15 protein-coding genes are annotated in these 16,630 nt (G+C 35.3%); 5 read left to right on the forward strand and 10 right to left on the reverse strand.

Annotated elements, in window-relative coordinates; all coding sequences use genetic code 11:
• Positions 1–11: 11 nt before the first annotated feature.
• A complete protein-coding gene (locus LPC23_RS04760) occupies positions 12–614 on the forward strand; it encodes a SprT-like domain-containing protein (protein WP_229331496.1) in 603 nt (200 codons plus the stop codon).
• On the opposite strand, the gene LPC23_RS04765 is transcribed toward LPC23_RS04760, so the two are convergent.
• The 7 genes from LPC23_RS04765 to gcvP all read right to left on the reverse strand — a co-directional run bounded on the left by LPC23_RS04765 (position 611) and on the right by gcvP (position 8,299).
• Complete coding sequence (locus tag LPC23_RS04765; protein ID WP_229331498.1) at positions 611–1,375, reverse strand: ABC transporter ATP-binding protein; 765 nt, start codon at positions 1,373–1,375, stop codon at positions 611–613. The two genes, LPC23_RS04760 and LPC23_RS04765, sit on opposite strands and share 4 nt — an antisense overlap.
• Complete coding sequence (locus LPC23_RS04770; protein ID WP_229331500.1) at positions 1,375–2,121, reverse strand: MlaE family ABC transporter permease; 747 nt, start codon at positions 2,119–2,121, stop codon at positions 1,375–1,377. Before LPC23_RS04770 ends, LPC23_RS04765 begins: the two co-directional genes overlap by 1 nt.
• A gap of 76 nt (positions 2,122–2,197) precedes the next feature.
• Complete coding sequence (locus tag LPC23_RS04775; protein ID WP_229327055.1) at positions 2,198–3,049, reverse strand: glycosyltransferase family 2 protein; 852 nt, start codon at positions 3,047–3,049, stop codon at positions 2,198–2,200.
• Entirely contained in the window at positions 3,049–3,573 is a 525-nt protein-coding gene (locus tag LPC23_RS04780) for a methyltransferase (RefSeq protein ID WP_229331503.1), read from the reverse strand. The genes LPC23_RS04775 and LPC23_RS04780 overlap by 1 nt, the downstream gene beginning before the upstream one ends.
• Positions 3,574–3,731: 158 nt before the next feature.
• On the reverse strand, positions 3,732–4,790 hold the full coding sequence (locus LPC23_RS04785) for a 3-oxoacyl-ACP synthase III family protein (protein ID WP_229331505.1): 1,059 nt from the start codon (positions 4,788–4,790) through the stop codon (positions 3,732–3,734).
• A gap of 122 nt (positions 4,791–4,912) precedes the next feature.
• A complete protein-coding gene (locus tag LPC23_RS04790) occupies positions 4,913–5,290 on the reverse strand; it encodes a group III truncated hemoglobin (protein ID WP_229331507.1) in 378 nt (125 codons plus the stop codon).
• Between the two features lie 165 nt (positions 5,291–5,455).
• Positions 5,456–8,299, reverse strand: a complete 2,844-nt coding sequence (gcvP, locus tag LPC23_RS04795; RefSeq protein WP_229331509.1) for an aminomethyl-transferring glycine dehydrogenase — start codon at positions 8,297–8,299, stop codon at positions 5,456–5,458.
• A gap of 166 nt (positions 8,300–8,465) precedes the next feature.
• On the opposite strand from gcvP, the gene LPC23_RS04800 reads away from it, so the two are divergent.
• Genes LPC23_RS04800 through LPC23_RS04815 form a run of 4 tightly spaced genes read left to right on the forward strand, consistent with a single transcriptional unit; the run spans position 8,466 to position 12,603 of the window.
• Complete coding sequence (locus LPC23_RS04800) at positions 8,466–9,209, forward strand: hypothetical protein (RefSeq protein WP_229331511.1); 744 nt, start codon at positions 8,466–8,468, stop codon at positions 9,207–9,209.
• A gap of 52 nt (positions 9,210–9,261) precedes the next feature.
• Complete coding sequence (locus LPC23_RS04805) at positions 9,262–10,659, forward strand: Gfo/Idh/MocA family protein (RefSeq protein WP_229331513.1); 1,398 nt, start codon at positions 9,262–9,264, stop codon at positions 10,657–10,659.
• A complete protein-coding gene (locus LPC23_RS04810; RefSeq protein WP_229331515.1) occupies positions 10,646–11,569 on the forward strand; it encodes a nucleotidyltransferase family protein in 924 nt (307 codons plus the stop codon). The genes LPC23_RS04805 and LPC23_RS04810 overlap by 14 nt, the downstream gene beginning before the upstream one ends.
• Positions 11,560–12,603, forward strand: coding sequence for a phosphotransferase enzyme family protein (locus LPC23_RS04815; protein WP_229331518.1), 1,044 nt, complete (start codon positions 11,560–11,562; stop codon positions 12,601–12,603). Before LPC23_RS04810 ends, LPC23_RS04815 begins: the two co-directional genes overlap by 10 nt.
• 140 nt (positions 12,604–12,743) lie before the next feature.
• Here LPC23_RS04815 and LPC23_RS04820 read toward each other — a convergent pair whose 3' ends face one another.
• The 3 genes from LPC23_RS04820 to LPC23_RS04830 all read right to left on the reverse strand — a co-directional run bounded on the left by LPC23_RS04820 (position 12,744) and on the right by LPC23_RS04830 (position 16,578).
• Positions 12,744–14,771 carry a M3 family metallopeptidase gene (locus LPC23_RS04820; protein ID WP_229331520.1) on the reverse strand — a complete coding sequence of 676 codons (2,028 nt, stop codon included), beginning with the start codon at positions 14,769–14,771 and terminating at the stop codon, positions 12,744–12,746.
• A 92-nt stretch (positions 14,772–14,863) separates the two neighbouring features.
• Positions 14,864–15,349, reverse strand: a complete 486-nt coding sequence (gene purE / locus LPC23_RS04825; protein WP_229331523.1) for a 5-(carboxyamino)imidazole ribonucleotide mutase — start codon at positions 15,347–15,349, stop codon at positions 14,864–14,866.
• A gap of 71 nt (positions 15,350–15,420) precedes the next feature.
• The gene (locus LPC23_RS04830; protein WP_229331525.1) at positions 15,421–16,578 is read right to left on the reverse strand and encodes a 5-(carboxyamino)imidazole ribonucleotide synthase; all 1,158 of its coding nucleotides are present in this window, start codon (positions 16,576–16,578) and stop codon (positions 15,421–15,423) included.
• Positions 16,579–16,630 lie beyond the last annotated feature (52 nt).

Here is a 16,630-nt window from a genome sequence, read left to right on the forward strand (position 1 = left end):
TTAGTCTAACTTTGAATGATACTTTAGCAAGATATATTCCGGAGCATGCAGTACGACCTGTTTTTGAATTAATTGTATCGAATCAAGTGCATCTTAAAATTGTTAACGAAAGACAAACCCGTCATGGCGATTATAGAAGATCATTAAATGGTAAGCACGAAATTACGGTCAATGCTAGTTTGAATCAGTACAAGTTTTTGATTACGTTAATTCATGAAATTGCTCATCTTGCAGCTTTTGAAAAATTTGGAAGACACATCAAACCACATGGCAATGAATGGAAAATTACTTTTCAACGTTTGATGGTTCCTTTCATTCGTCCAGAAATTTTCCCTCAGCATTTATTACCTTTATTAGCAAGACACTTCAGAAACCCATCTGCAAGTAGTGATACGGACACCACTTTATCATTGGCACTCAAACAATTTGACCAACAAAATGATAAAAATTATGTTTTTGAAATTCCATATGGAAGTATATTTCGAATTTCAAACGGCAAAATTTTCAAAAAAATATCGGTGAGAACCAAACGATTCGAATGTTTGGAAATTAGTACTGGTAAAACCTATTTGTTTAATCCAAATGCAGAGGTAGAGTTATTGAAAATTAATTAATGCCCGTTTAAAACAGCTTCTCTAACTTTTTTAAATAAATTAGAAGAATACACAAAATCAACCACTGCTTTATTATCGGTTTTGAAAATTTCTTCTTTTGTTCCTTCCCAAGCTTTTAATCCATTTTTTAAGAATACAATTTTTTCTCCAATTTCCATAACGGAGTTCATATCGTGGGTGTTGATTACAGTTGTAATGTTGTATTCTTTTGTGATTTCTTGGATTAAATTATCAATTACCGTAGCTGTTTTTGGATCTAATCCAGAATTGGGTTCGTCACAAAATAAGTATTTTGGATTGTTTACAATGGCACGCGCAATAGCAACACGTTTTTGCATACCACCAGAAATTTCAGATGGCTTTTTGTGATGTGCCTCAACAAGATTAACACGATCAATTACAAAATCAACACGGTCTTTAATTTCTTTTGGCGATTTATTGGTAAACATTTTTAATGGAAATCCAATATTTTCCTCAACGGTCATACTATCAAAAAGTGCACTCCCTTGAAATACCATTCCTATTTCACTGCGCAGTTCCCGTTTTTCATCTTTATTCATTTCGCCATAAACTCTTCCATTAAAAGCAATAGTGCCTTTGTCTATTTCATGAATACCCAATAACGATTTTAAAAAAACAGTTTTTCCTGATCCACTTTGTCCAATAACTAAACTTGTCTGACCAGCTTCAAAATTGGTGCTAATTCCTTTAAGTACTTTTTGACTACCAAATTTCTTTTCAACGTTTGTAACTTCAATCATTAGCTTAATAAAATTTGAGTGAGTAAATAGTTGACAATAATGATGACTACAGAAGTCCAAACAAATGAAATTGTACTTGCCTTACCAACTTCTAACGCGCCACCCTTCATGTAATAACCATGAAAAGAAGGGATAGTTGCTAATATAAAAGCAAAAGCCAATGTCTTAATGAACGCATAAGTAATATGAAAAGGAATAAATTCTACTTGGAGTCCGTTTATAAATTCCGTTTCTGTTGCAAATCCGCCAAAAACGGCAGCTAAATACCCTCCAAATATTCCTAAAAACATGGCGATTCCAATAATAAAAGGATACAGGAATAAAGCTACAATTTTCGGGAATACTAAATAATTTAATGAGTTGACCCCCATTACTTCTAAAGCATCTATCTGTTCTGTAACTCTCATCGTTCCAATACTGGATGTAATAAATGAACCCATTTTACCTGCCATAATAATGGAAATAAAAGTGGGAGCAAATTCTAAAATCACGGATTGTCTGGTGGCAAATCCAATTAAATATCTTGGAATTAGCGGATTGGTTAAGTTTAAAGCCGTTTGAATGGCTACAACTCCACCCACAAAAAACGATATAAAACATACAATCCCCAATGAATCAATAATTAAGTCGTCAATTTCTTTTAGGATGAGCTGTTTCATCACGCTCCATTTTACAGGTCGGTTGAACATGTCTTTCAACATGAGAAAATAACTTCCTATTTGGGTTAAATATTTGATGAGTATCATATTTTTTTAATTGTAAGCTAAATTACAAAAAATGAAATAGCTTTAGTCTAATTGATTTAGGAGTTTGAACTTTCTATTATTGAAAAAGTTTATTCTTCATTTTTTGAAGTCGATATTTTCTAATGAACTTCGCTTGTTCATCAGTAACTAACATAGGTTTGTTTGCTAATTTGGCTTTCCAAAAACCAAGTAAATAGTCTAAAAACAATAACGGTTTTCCCTTTCGTAGGGCTAATTTTAGTGAAGCAATTGCTGTAATAATGAAGCCGTAGCCCAAAGTATAAAATGCCTCGCCTTGTTTATATCGTGCGGTTTTATTGTAATTAGCCCCCGTTGGTTTTAAGTGTTTTACGTGTAAACTTTCATTAGTAACTACTTTCCAATTGTAAAATTTACACAATAATTCATCTACCGTATCCCAACCCATTTGTGCTCTCAATCCACCTATTTGTTTAAAAGTTGCTTTTCGATAGGCTTTTAAAGCACCCCGAATATGATCTTTATCGGTTAAATTTTCTAAAATCCATTCGCCATTTTTTTCGATGTAACAAAAACCACCTACCATTCCAATAGAGGAATCAGAGTTAAAATGCTGAATTATCGTTTCGAAATAGTTTGTTGGAAAAATCAAATCGGAATCTACTTTTACAATTAAATCATAGTCTTCGTCAATAGATTCTAATCCTTTTTGAAAAGCTTGGATAACTTTACTTCCGGGTAAATGAACTGCACTAGAGTTTTTGGTTACCAATGAAATCCAGGGGTATTTTTCGGCGAAAGCCAAAACTATTTCTGGAGTACTATCTGTTGAATTGTCATTCACTACAATTACTTTCGATGGAAGAACGGTTTGATCTGCCAACGATTGTAATGTTAAAGCAATAAATTGTTCTTCATTGTAAGTAGGAATAACGATATAATACTTCATTATTTAATTTTTTCGGCGTAAACGATGTAATATCTTGGCGTAAAGAAACGCAACAATGGTCTAAAACCAATCTTTTTCACAGGATGAGTAAATTTCTCCCTTGCGATGATTTTCCATCCCGTTTTTTCTAACAACCAATCCAATTGCCAATCTTCAAACTCGTGATAATGCCTATCCCACATATCTGTTTTGCTACGATAAGCGGGAGAAAACCACAATCGAAGCGGAATTGAAATCAACAATTTATCTGATTTTACATTTTGTAAAATAGTGTACGGATTTAATAAATGTTCGAAAATTTCAAACGCAGTAAAAACAGTGTAATCTTCGTTTTGTAGCGCAGTTTGATTGTTATCTAAATCCTCTCCACTGGTATTTTTTACAGTATATCCATTTTCAATCATAATTTTTGAGAATGGATTAGGAACCCCTAAGTCAAAAATGGTTTCTGAAGTAGTAATGTGTTTTTGTAAAAATTCTAAAGTGTGTTTGAATCTTTTATTGGGAAATGTTTTTTCGTACATAGTATTGATGTGGGACAATTTGAAATTTCGTCCAATTTTGTTAAAGTAACAAAGATAAATAAAGTTTTGAATTTTGAACTTTTATGGAGCAGGATATCAATAAGAAATTCGCGGCTTTGAATGTAAACCGCGAATTTTTATATACTTATTAATTGCAATTAATATCGGTATACAAACGCATTGATATTCATTCCAGCTCCAACCGAAGCAAAGATTAAAACATCTCCTTTTTTGATTTCTTGATTTTCTATTTTACCTTGAAGTACTTGATCAAAGAGCGTAGGAACAGTTGCAACACTACTATTTCCTAGATCGTGAATGCTCATTGGCATAACGTCTTTAGGAGGCGTTTTTTCATATAGTTTGTAGAAACGATGAACAATGGCTTCATCCATTTTTTCATTGGCTTGGTGAATCAATATTTTTTTGACATCATCAATACCTAAACCGCTTTTGTCTAGACAACTTTTCATTGCTGATGGGACATTACTCAACGCAAATTCATAGATCTTTCTACCATACATTTTAATGTATTTGGTTTCTGGATCTAAGTCTGGATTGTATGATTTACCGAAGAATAAATAACCTGCTTCGTCATTGGCAAAAGTAGCGCTTTCGTAAGATAAAAGTCCGCTTTCATCGTCTGAAGTCTCAATTATAGAAGCACCTGCACCGTCAGAATATATCATTGAATCACGGTCGTGATCATCTACTACTCTTGATAAGGTTTCTCCTCCAATTACCAAACAACGTTTTGCCATTCCTGACTTAATAAATGCATTAGCTTGCAAAACGCCTTCTATCCAACCTGGACATCCAAAAAGAAGGTCGTATGCCACGCATTTTGGATTCTGAATTTGCAATTTATGTTTTACTCTCGTGGCTAAACTTGGCAACATATCCGATTGTACAGTGCCGTGTTTTACATCGCCAAAGTTGTGTGCAAAAATGATATAATCTATTGTTTCGGGATCTATTTTAGCGTTTTCAATGGCTTTCTTGGCTGCAAAAAAACCTAAATCAGATGAGGTATATTGGTCGTTAGCATAACGTCTGTTTTCAATTCCAGTGATATTTTTGAACTTGTTGACTACTACTTCATTTGGATAACCAAAAGGACTTCCATCTTCGTTTAAAAAAACATGATCGGAAAAATCAGTGTTACTAACGCTTTTTTCAGGAATATAACTTCCTATTCCGCTTATTTTGATATTCATAAAATTCTATATTATAGTACGAATTTATCTTTTTTATCTGAAATAACTATAGCAAAACAGAAACTAAGTTAATTTATTATCATTATTTTAATAAAAACATTTGAAAAATGACAATTTAGTAGTTATTTATCTTGTTGCGCAATTTTTATTTGCATAATGGTGGATAAATTATGGGCTTGGTTTTTCATTCGTTCACAATTGAAGCCTTCAAAGTTTTCGTTGATGGCTGCTTCAAAGTGATTGAGCCAAATGTCAAATAGTTCTTTGGACAAATAGGATTTTGCGTTCACATCTAAATGAATTTGAGTTAAATTGTTGACATAACCGCCCGTTCCTAAAATGGCTTGTGACCAAAAAGTAACCAGAATGGGTAAATGTTCTTCTAGCTTTATCTTTACAACATCTGTGAAGATGTAACTAATTGTATCATCAGCCAATAATTTTTTGTAGAATTCATCTACTATAATATATATTTCTTCTGGAGTTTGAATGTCTTTCATTTTGGTTACATTTTAATTTTAAAGTTAGGTGATTTCAATTGTAATATAAAGATTAAACCCAGAATTTATATGTATGAAAAAGGTTTCAAGGATTCTGAACTTAATTCAGAATGACACTTGAAACCTTATTCTTCGTACTTCTAAGCTCGTACTTCTTATATTGATTTACATATACGCTTCAATTGGCGCACAAGAGCAAACTAAATTTCGATCTCCGTAAGCATCATCTACACGACGCACACTTGGCCAAAATTTATTTTCTGCAATGTATTCTAGTGGGAAAGCTGCTTGTTCTCTAGTGTATGGAAAATTCCAAACATCAGTGGTAAGCATTGCTAGTGTATGTGGCGCATTGTGTAAAACGGTATTGTGATCGTCTGCATTAGCTACTTCAATCTCTTTTCTAATAGCAATCATCGCATCGCAAAAACGGTCTAATTCTGCTACATCTTCTGATTCAGTCGGTTCAATCATTAAAGTTCCTGCAACTGGGAAAGAAACCGTTGGCGCGTGGAATCCATAATCCATTAAACGTTTTGCAATATCGGTTACTTCAATGCCTTGTTGTTTAAATGCACGACAATCTAATATCATTTCGTGAGCCGCTCTTCCCATTTCTCCTGAATACAATATTGGATAATGAGCTTCTAAACGCGCTTTCATATAATTAGCATTCAAAATAGCATATTTAGTTGCATTAGTAACGCCTTCTGATCCTAACATTGAAATATAACCATACGAAATTAAACATACTAAGGCTGATCCGTAAGGTGCTGCTGAAATAGCTGAGATAGCTTGATTTCCTCCTGTTGGTATAATTGGATTGGTTGGTAAAAACGGCACTAATTTCTCGTTCACACAAATTGGTCCAACACCAGGTCCACCACCACCGTGAGGAATAGCGAAGGTTTTGTGTAAGTTCAAGTGACAAACGTCAGCGCCAATCGTAGCTGGATTAGTTAAACCAACTTGCGCATTCATATTGGCACCATCCATATATACTAATCCTCCATTTTCGTGAATTAGATTGGTGATTTCGATAATCGAACTTTCAAAAACACCGTGAGTTGAAGGATAGGTTACCATTAAAGCAGACAAACGGTCTTTGTATTCAATAGCTCTAGCACGTAAATCTTCAACGTCAATATTTCCTTCTGGAGTTGTTTTAGTTACAATAATTTCCATTCCTGCCATCGCTGCCGATGCTGGATTGGTTCCGTGTGCCGAAGAAGGAATTAAACACACATTTCTGTGATGATCTCCTCTTGATAAATGATAGGCTCTAATGGTCATTAAACCAGCATATTCACCTTGTGCACCCGAATTTGGTTGCAAAGTAGTTCCTGCAAAACCTGTTACCACATTCAGTTGCTGTTCTAATTTTTTCAGCATGATTTGGTATCCTTCGGCTTGTTCAATTGGAGCAAACGGGTGAATACTGTTCCAATTAGCCATAGATAATGGCAACATTTCGGCTGCAGCATTCAATTTCATGGTACAAGAACCCAAAGAAATCATCGAGTGATTCAATGATAAATCTTTACGCTCTAATTTTTTGATATAACGCATCAACTGACTTTCTGAATGATGGTTATTGAATACGTCGTGTTGTAAGAAAGATGAAGTTCTTTCTAAGTTTTTAGGAACCATCGTTTCATTTGCAAATTCATTAATTTGCACATTTGACTTCCCTAACGCTTCCGCAAAAATGCTTAAAATTTGGTTTAGGTCTGTTAGTGAAGTGGTTTCGTTTAATGAAATCGAAATCGTTTCGTTGTCAACGTAGAAGAAGTTTACTTCGTTTTTCTCTGCAATAGCTTTAACCTTCGCAGCATCCGCTTTTACTAAAAGTGTATCGAAGAAAGCAGAATTGGTTTGGTATACACCAAGTTTATTTAGAGCTTCCGCCAAAGTTACTGCCGAAGCATGTACTTTATTGGCAATATATTTAAGTCCTTTTGGTCCGTGATAAACAGCATACATTCCAGCCATAACCGCCAGTAAAACTTGTGCAGTACAGATATTTGAAGTTGCTTTTTCACGTTTGATGTGTTGCTCACGAGTTCCTAAAGCCATTCTCAAAGCGCGATTTCCATTGGCGTCAATTGTTACGCCAATGATTCTTCCTGGCATTGAACGTTTGTGTTCTTCTTTGGTTGCAAAAAATGCAGCGTGAGGGCCACCGTAGCCCATTGGAATACCAAAACGTTGTGAAGTTCCGACCACTACATCAGCTCCCATTTCTCCTGGAGGCGTTAATTTGGCTAATGATAAAAGATCTGCTGCTACGGCTACTTTTATTTCGGTAGCATGTGCTTTGGTTATAAATCCAGTATAATCGGTTACTTGACCAAATTTGCCTGGATATTGTAAAACAGCTGCAAAAAAGTCAGTCGAAAAATCAAATGTTTCGTGATTTCCAACTACTATTTCTATTCCTTTTGGAGTAGCACGCGTTTGTAATACGGATAGGGTTTGCGGTAAAATTTCTTCAGAAACGAATAATTTATTCACATTATTTTTCTTTTGGTCTCGAGTACGAACATCAAACAATAAAGCCATGGCTTCAGCCGCTGCGGTACCTTCATCAAGTAATGAAGCATTGGCAATCTCCATTCCTGTTAATTCAATGATAGTAGTTTGATAATTTAAAATAGCTTCTAAACGACCTTGTGCAATTTCTGCTTGGTAGGGGGTATAAGCAGTATACCAACCTGGATTTTCAAAAATATTTCTTTGAATTACGGCAGGAATTGCTGCAGGGTGATATCCTAAACCGATATACGATTTAAAAACTTTATTTTTGCTTCCCAATTCTTGAATATGATTTAAGTATTCAAATTCAGTCATAGGTTCGTCAAGTTGTAGCTCCGATTTAAGTCTAATATCTGAAGGAATTGTTTCATGAATTAGTTGGTCCAAAGAATCTACACCAATGGTTTTTAACATCAAATTCAAATCGGTTTCTCTTGGTCCGATGTGGCGTAAAGCGAATGCGTCTGTTCTCATTTTAGCGCTATATTTAAGAATAAATAGTTGTGTTTAGTTTGTTTTTTAAAAAAATATGAGCAAAAGTAATTATTAAACTTGTATTTTGAGGTTCAACAAATGGTAATATTTTAAGAATTTGTTAACCAAAAACAACTCTTATTAACAGATTGATTAATATTGCAATATGTCTAAAATTAAAATATATTTAGATTTTTATATTAAATCCTCTATACATGTTGGATTAGCAGTTTTTTCTTTGGTTCAACTAAGTTTTACCCAACTCAACTCGTATGCCTTTTTAGTTTTTTTTGGAACTATAGTAGGATATAATTTTCTGAAGTATTCGAAATGGTTTGGATTTAAGAATGTATTTGATAAAAAAGTAAATGTTATTCTAAGTGTTTCTTTAATAGCTAGTATTGTATGTCTCTTGTTATTCTTTAGACAAGAATATTATATTCAGATTCACCTACTTATTGCTTTGCTTTTGGTTGTATTGTACCCAAGTTTTAGGAAAATAGGGTGGGTAAAACCATTTTTCGTTGCTTTTGTAGTGACCTTCATCACGGTATATATTCCGTTAATGAATCATGAAGAAGTAATTGTAATTTCTTTACAGCGGTTTTTATTGTTGTCTAGTGTTATGATTCCTTTTGAAATTTCGGATAGCACAACTGATTCGGTTGCTTTAAAAACACTCCCTCATTGGTTTGGCATACAAAGAACAAAACAAATGGGATATGTATTAGTAGTTCTATTTTGTGTAGTATCATTTCATGCACTAGACTGCCTTTATCCATGCTTTATCTATGCTTTATCTTCAGTAGTTGCTATTTATTTTTCTTCCGTAAACAGGAGTTGGTATTATACGTTATTATGGGTCGAAAGTTTGCCTGTTTTTTGGTTACTTATTTCCCTTTTTGACTAATTATCAACTTTCAAAACAGAATTTTATTAAATTAGCTAAAAATACCTAATTTATGAATCCGAATTTTACCCGAAGAAACTTCCTTTCAACAACAGCTGCTGCCGGTTTTGGAACACTTATTTTGCCTAATTCTTTATTTTCCTATAATGCTAATTTTCAAAGCGATAAAAAAGTCCGTTTAGGATTTATAGCCATGGGGTATAGAGGACAAGCGCATTTAGAAGAAATGCTTAAACGAACTGATGTTGAAGTAGTAGCTTTTGCCGATCCAGAACCAAGAATGATGGCTATGGGGCAAAAGTTAATGGCGAAGTACAAACAACAACCTGCAAAAGAGTTTGGCAACGGAGATTATGATTATAGAAATCTATTGAAAGATCCAACAATTGACGCTGTGATTATTTCATCTCCTTGGGAGTGGCATAAAATTCAGGGTGTTGAATCGATGTACGCAAAAAAAATTGTCGGAATGGAAGTTTGTGGCGCCATGACAGTTGAAGATTGTTGGGAGTATGTGAAGGCTTATGAAGAGACGAAGGTTCCTATTATGATGATGGAAAATGTATGTTACCGTCGTGATGTAATGGCAGTATTAAACATGGTTCGAAAAGGAATGTTTGGCGAATTGATTCATGGTCAAGGAGGATACGAACACGATTTAAGAGGGGTGTTATTTAACGACGGCCAAACGGCTTATAATTCGGGAGTAGAGTTTGGTGATAAAGGTTTTAGCGAAGCCAAATGGCGAACCAATCATTATGTTAATAGAAATGGCGAACTGTATCCAACACATGGATTAGGTCCAGTAGCGGTGATGTTTGACGTCAATAGGGGAAATAGGTTGTTACGACTTTCTTCTTTTTCTTCTAAATCAAGAGGATTAACTAAATATATTGAAGAACACCCAAAAGGAGGCAAGAACCATCCCAATGCAAAAGTAAAATTCCAACAAGGCGATATTGTAACTACTCAAATTCAGTGCGCTAATGGAGAAACCATTTTATTGACACACGACACTTCTTTGCAGCGCCCTTATAATTTAGGATTTAGAGTGCAAGGTACCGATGGAATATGGCAAGATTTTGGTTGGGGCGAAAATAATCAAGGATTTATCTATTTTGAAAAATTGATGAAACATTCTCATCGTTGGGACAATACCGAAAAATGGTTGCAAGAATACGACCATCCACTTTGGCAGCGCTATTCTAAAGATGCCGAAAATTCAGGACATGGCGGTATGGATTTCTTTGTGGACAATACTTTTATTGAGTGTATCAAACGCAATATAGAATTTCCGTTAGATGTATATGATTTAGCGACTTGGTACGCCATTACTCCTTTAAGCGAAAAATCAATCAAAAAGAACGGACAAGTAGTGGATATCCCAGATTTTACTAAAGGCGCTTGGCAAACAAGAAAACCAGTATTTGGATTCGATGGGGCATTTTAGACTGGCAAAAACACTGCTCATTATGGCAGGTGGATTAGGGACTCGTTACAAAGGATTAAAGCAAGTGGATGGCATCACTCCAAACGGAGAGACTGTTTTGGAATTCTCCATCTACGATGCGTTAATGGCAGGCTTTACCAAAATAGTGGTTGTGATAAATTCACATCTTCCAAAATCATATCTTATTAGGTTAGAAAAAATTGCTGTAAAAAAACAATTTGAACTTCATTTAGTAGAACAATCTATTGAAAAATTTATTCCAAAGGAGTTTGCTCATTTGTTGCAAGACAGACAAAAGCCTTGGGGAACTGCACATGCAATTTTGTGTGCCAAAGAGTGTATCCACGAACCTTTTGTGGTAATCAATGCAGATGATTATTACGGAAAACAAGCGTTTGTTAATATGGCTGCATGTATTGACAATGGCCAAATTCAGCACCAACAATTTGCAATGGTTGCTTTTCCAGTTTCGGCTACTTTAAGCGAAAATGGAGCTGTTTCTAGAGGAATTTGCACACTTAATGAAGATGGCAGTTTGCAAAAGGTAATCGAAAGAACCAAAATTACTCGTGAAGAAAAAGATATTGTGTTTATAGAAAATGGTAAAAAGGAAATTATTGAATCAGATACTTTAGTTTCAATGAATTTTTGGGGTTTCCACCCCGCCATTTTTGAAAATTTAGAAAAGGCATTTTATGCTTTTTTGGAATCGGTTCCAGATCCAACTTCAGAATTATATATTCCCACTGAAGTACAACAAATGATCGATTCTAAAAGTGCTAAAGTAAGTGTATTAGATACGACGGATTGTTGGCACGGAATTACCTATCCCGAGGATAAAGTACAATTAGTTGATTTTATTTCAGAATGTGTTACTAATAAATTATATCCGAGCGAATTGTGGAAATAAATCCAACACTAAATAAAATTATTTCTCATTTTTTGCCTCGTGCAGAAGCAGTTGTTATTTTTCCTATTACAGACGGTTTAATTAATTCGACCTATAGTGTTGAGGTAGTCATAGAAACACAGAGAAAGAAGTACATTTTGCAAAAAATAAACACCCTGGTTTTTCAAAATTCAAAAGCTATTCAGTCTAATATTGTATTGGTTAGCCGATTTTTAAAAAGCAATAATTACCCACACCCAGTATTGGAATTGTGTGAGACTTCTGAAGGTGAAAATGAAATCAATTTTGAAGGAGACAGTTGGCGGATGATGGCACAAATTGAAAATAGTTATACCATCAATGTAATTCAAAATCCGGAACAGGCGTTTGCAGTAGGCGCTTTTTTTGGTCAATTCTATACCTTTTTAAACGGAATTGAACTAAACCCAATTCAAGAGGTTTTGCCTCATTTTCTAGATACAAAGAATAGAATTGATGCTTTTCAACTTGCTTTGCAATCAGCAAATTCCGACCGATTAATCAAAGCCCAAGAGCAAATAGAGTGGATGGTAAAACACCAAGACTTGCCTCAAAAGTGGATGCAATTACAACAACAAAAAGAGTTACCAATCCGACTCATTCATGCCGACCCTAAAATTAGTAATGTTCTTTTTGATTCCGCCACAAACCAACCCAAAGCGATTATTGATTGGGACACCTTAATGCTTGGGACAATTTTATATGATTACGGTGATATGATTCGTTCTTATACTAATACAAAATCAGAAGATGACCCCGATCCGGAAGGTGTATTTAATGCAGATGTTTATCACGAATTAACGAATGGTTTTTTGTCAGAAGCAGGTTCTTTTTTAACCGATATCGAATTGCAATATTTATCCTATGCGCCACAGGTTATTGTATATATCCAAGCCTTACGTTTCTTAACCGATTATTTGAATGGAGATATTTATTACCAATGTAATTATCCTGAACAAAATCTAAATCGAGCTAAAAATCAAATCAATTTATTACAACAGATTTTGAAAATTTAGCTTTTGGGCGTTTCCTGTTTGCTTCGTGCCTCGCAATGACAGTGTCGGGCTTTCAGCTGTATCTTTTCATGGTGGACTTCGAGTGCCTCAGTCCACCATGAAAAGGATGCCGCCTTTATCCCTAACGCAAAAAAAACGGTTTAAATCAACCCAGCGCGTTTCAATAATGCTTCTGGTTTTGGTTCTTGCCCTCTGAATCGTTTGTATAAAATCATTGGATGTTCCGTACCGCCTTTTGAAAGGATGTTATCTTTGAATTTTGTAGCGACCTCCTTGTTGAAAATCCCTTTTTCTTGGAAATAAGCAAAGGCATCTGCGTCCAGGACTTCGGCCCATTTGTAACTGTAATATCCTGAAGAATAGCCTCCTTGAAAAATATGCGAGAAGGAAACACTCATGCAGTTTTCGGCTACATCAGGATACAGACTGGTGCCTTCAAAAGCAGCTTTTTCAAACGCTTTGATATCCATAATTTCAGTTGGATTATTACTGTGGAAAGCCATGTCTAATAAGCCAAAACTCAATTGGCGTAAAGTAGCCATCCCTTCTAAAAAGCTCGCGCTTTCTTTAATTTTTTCTACAAATTCCTGCGGAATAATTTCGCCTGTTTCATAATGTTTGGCAAACAAAGCCAAAGCTTCAGGTTCGTAACACCAATTTTCCATCACTTGTGAAGGTAATTCCACAAAATCCCAAAATACAGAAGTTCCTGATAAACTTGGATAGGTTGTGTTGGCCAACATGCCGTGTAAACCGTGTCCAAATTCATGAAACAGCGTAGTTACTTCGTTAAATGTTAAAAGTGAAGGCTTAGTTGGAGTAGGCGGTGTAAAATTACATATATTTGAAATATGTGGTCTTTCGTTTACGCCATTCTGAATGTATTGCGGTTTGAACGATGTCATCCAAGCGCCGTTGCGTTTTCCTTTTCTTGGAAAAAAATCGGCGTAGAATATCGCAACCAATTTATTTCTCTCGTCGACTACTTCAAAAGTTTGTACATCTGAATGGTATTTGTCGATGTCAAAAATTTCTCTGAACGTCAATCCAAATAGTTTGTTAGCAATCGTAAAAGCACCATTCAACACATTTTCTAATTTGAAATAGGGTTTTAATAATTCGTCATCCAAATTGAATAATTTTTGTTTCAATTTTTCTGAAAAATAAGGCCCGTCCCATTTTTCTAATTGGTCAATGCCGTCCAATTCTTTGGCGAAAGCGGATAATTCCGCAAACTCTTTTTCAGCTGCAGGTTTCGCTTTGGCTAATAAATCACTTAAAAACGTTATAACTTGATTGGGGTTTTGTGCCATACGCTCTTCTAAAACGAAGTGTGCGTGAGTTTCATATCCTAATAAATTAGCGCGTTTGTAACGTAGTTTAGCTATTTGTAATGTAATTGCTTGATTGTCGAATTCGTTATTTTGAAAGGCTTTTTTTCCTGCGGCAATGGTGATCTCTTTTCGCAATTCACGATTCTCAGCATAGGTCACAAAAGGTAGGTAACTTGGAAAATCCAAAGTAAAAATCCACCCTTCTTTTTCTTTGGTTTCAGCCAAAGAACGAGCCATTTCAATAGCGCCTTCAGGCAACCCTTTTAAATCGTCTTCGTTAGTAATGTGTAATTCATAGTTGTTGGTTTCAGCCAAAACATTTTCACCAAAAGTTAATTTTAGTTTGGCTAATTCAGTATCAATTTCGCGTAAGCGGGACTTTTTATCTTCGCTAAGTAAGGCGCCGTTTCGGGCAAAACTTTTGTATTTTTTATCTAATAAAGTGGCTTGCTCAGGTGTTAAAGTCAATTCGTCTTTTTGATCGTATACTGTTTTAACTCTTTTGAACAAAATTTCATTCAACGAAATATCATTACTAAAAGCAGTTAGTATAGGCGATACTTCTTGAGCAATTTTCTGCATTTCGTCAGAAGTCTCAGCCGAATTTAAATTGAAAAAAATAGATGATAAACGATCTAAAGGTTGTCCTGAAAAATCCAACGCTTCGATGGTGTTCTCAAAGGTTGGTTTTTCGGAATTGTTGGTAATAGCATCAATTTCGCCACGCGCTGCTGCAATTGTAGATTCAAAAGCAGCTTGGTAATCGCTCATTTTAATTTGAGAGAAAGGTGCCGTGTTGTATTTGGTATTGTAAGTTGAGGTAAGTATTTTCATTTTGGTTTCACAGAGTTTATCAAAGTTTTTTCACAAAGTTTCACAGAGGATTTTGTGCAACTCGGTGTTAAACTTCGTGTGACTTTGTGCAATTATTTATTTTTCAATCCTTCTGACGCTTTGATTACAGCTTCTTTTAAGGATTGTTTGTAAGTGATAATTCGGTTTAAAGTAGTGGCATCAGCACTCCCGATGATTTGAGCGGCTAAGATGCCTGCGTTTTTAGCTCCGTTCAATGCTACGGTTGCTACCGGAACTCCGCCTGGCATTTGTAAAATAGATAAAACCGAATCCCAACCATCAATTGAATTGCTTGATTTCACTGGAACGCCAATTACAGGAAGCGGACTCATAGAAGCTACCATTCCAGGTAAATGTGCGGCGCCACCGGCGCCTGCTATAATTACTGAAATACCTATTTCGTGTGCCTTTGTGCTAAAATCAAATAACTTTTCGGGAGTTCTGTGAGCTGATACGATATCTACTTCGGTTTCTATTCCAAATTCTTTTAAAATATCGATGGCTTCTTGCATTACTGGCATATCCGAAATGCTTCCCATGATGATGGCTACTTTCATTTTGGTAGAGGTGTTTATGGTTTAGTTGTTTAAAGATATTGATTTCATTTTCAAATTAGTAAATTTTCAAATTAACAAATTACTTTAATCGTGTTTTTTACTTGTTCGGCAATTTTCCGTGCCTCGTTTACGTCTTTATTCACTATGGTGACGTGTCCCATTTTTCTAAATGGACGTGTTTGCTTTTTACCGTAAATGTGCGGTGTAACTCCATCCCATTCTAGAATTTTTTCAATATTCTCGTAAATTACTTGACCAGAATACCCTTCTGAGCCAACCAAATTAACCATAATTCCGGCAGCTTTACTATCGGTATTCCCAAGAGGTAAATTCAATATAGCACGTAAATGATTTTCAAATTGTGAGGTGTAACTCGCTTCAATTGAATAGTGCCCTGAATTGTGTGGTCTCGGAGCGACTTCATTAACTAAAATTTCGTCATTTTCAGTTTGGAACATTTCTACAGCCAATAGACCTACGTGATTGAATTGTTGTGAAACATTTAGTGCAATAGCCCTGGCTTTTTTGGCTACTTCCTCATCAATTCGAGCAGGACAAATTACATATTCTACCTGATTGGCTTCGGGATGGAATTCCATTTCCACCACAGGGTAGGTTTTAATTTCGCCCGAAGGATTACGGCATACAATTACCGCCAATTCATTTTTAAACGGAATCATTGCCTCAGCGATACATTCTACGTTAGGTAATTCGTCTAAATCAGTAGCTTTTCTGACTACTTTTACGCCATTTCCATCGTAACCATATTCGGTACACTTCCATACAAATGGCATTTGGATTACTGATTGCTGATTGTTGATTGCTGATTTTAGATCTTGAAGATTTTCAAATCGCGTGTAGGGCGCAGTTGGAATGTTATGTTGGGTGTAAAAATCTTTTTGAATTCCTTTGTTTTGAATTAATTTCAATGTTTTTGGTGAAGGATAAACAGGCAATCCTTCATCTTCTAATTTCAAAAGAGCATCTAAGTTCACCAATTCGATTTCGAAAGTCAATACATCCACTTTTTTTCCGAAGTTGTACACCGTGTCAAAATCCATCAAATCGCCTTGGAAGAAATGATTGCAAGCGATTTTGCAAGGCGCCTCATCACTTGGGTCTAATACGTAGGTTTGAATGTCAAATTTTCGGGTGTCAAACAACAGCATTTTACCTAGTTGACCACCTCCCAGAATTCCTAATTTAAAATCAGAAGAAAAATAATTCATTTGTTTTCTCTTTTACTTCAATTGTTGGGCTTTTATTGCCTAGGTAGGCAAA

Source organism: Flavobacterium ammonificans (assembly GCF_020885975.1).
GTDB classification, from domain to species: domain Bacteria; phylum Bacteroidota; class Bacteroidia; order Flavobacteriales; family Flavobacteriaceae; genus Flavobacterium; species Flavobacterium ammonificans.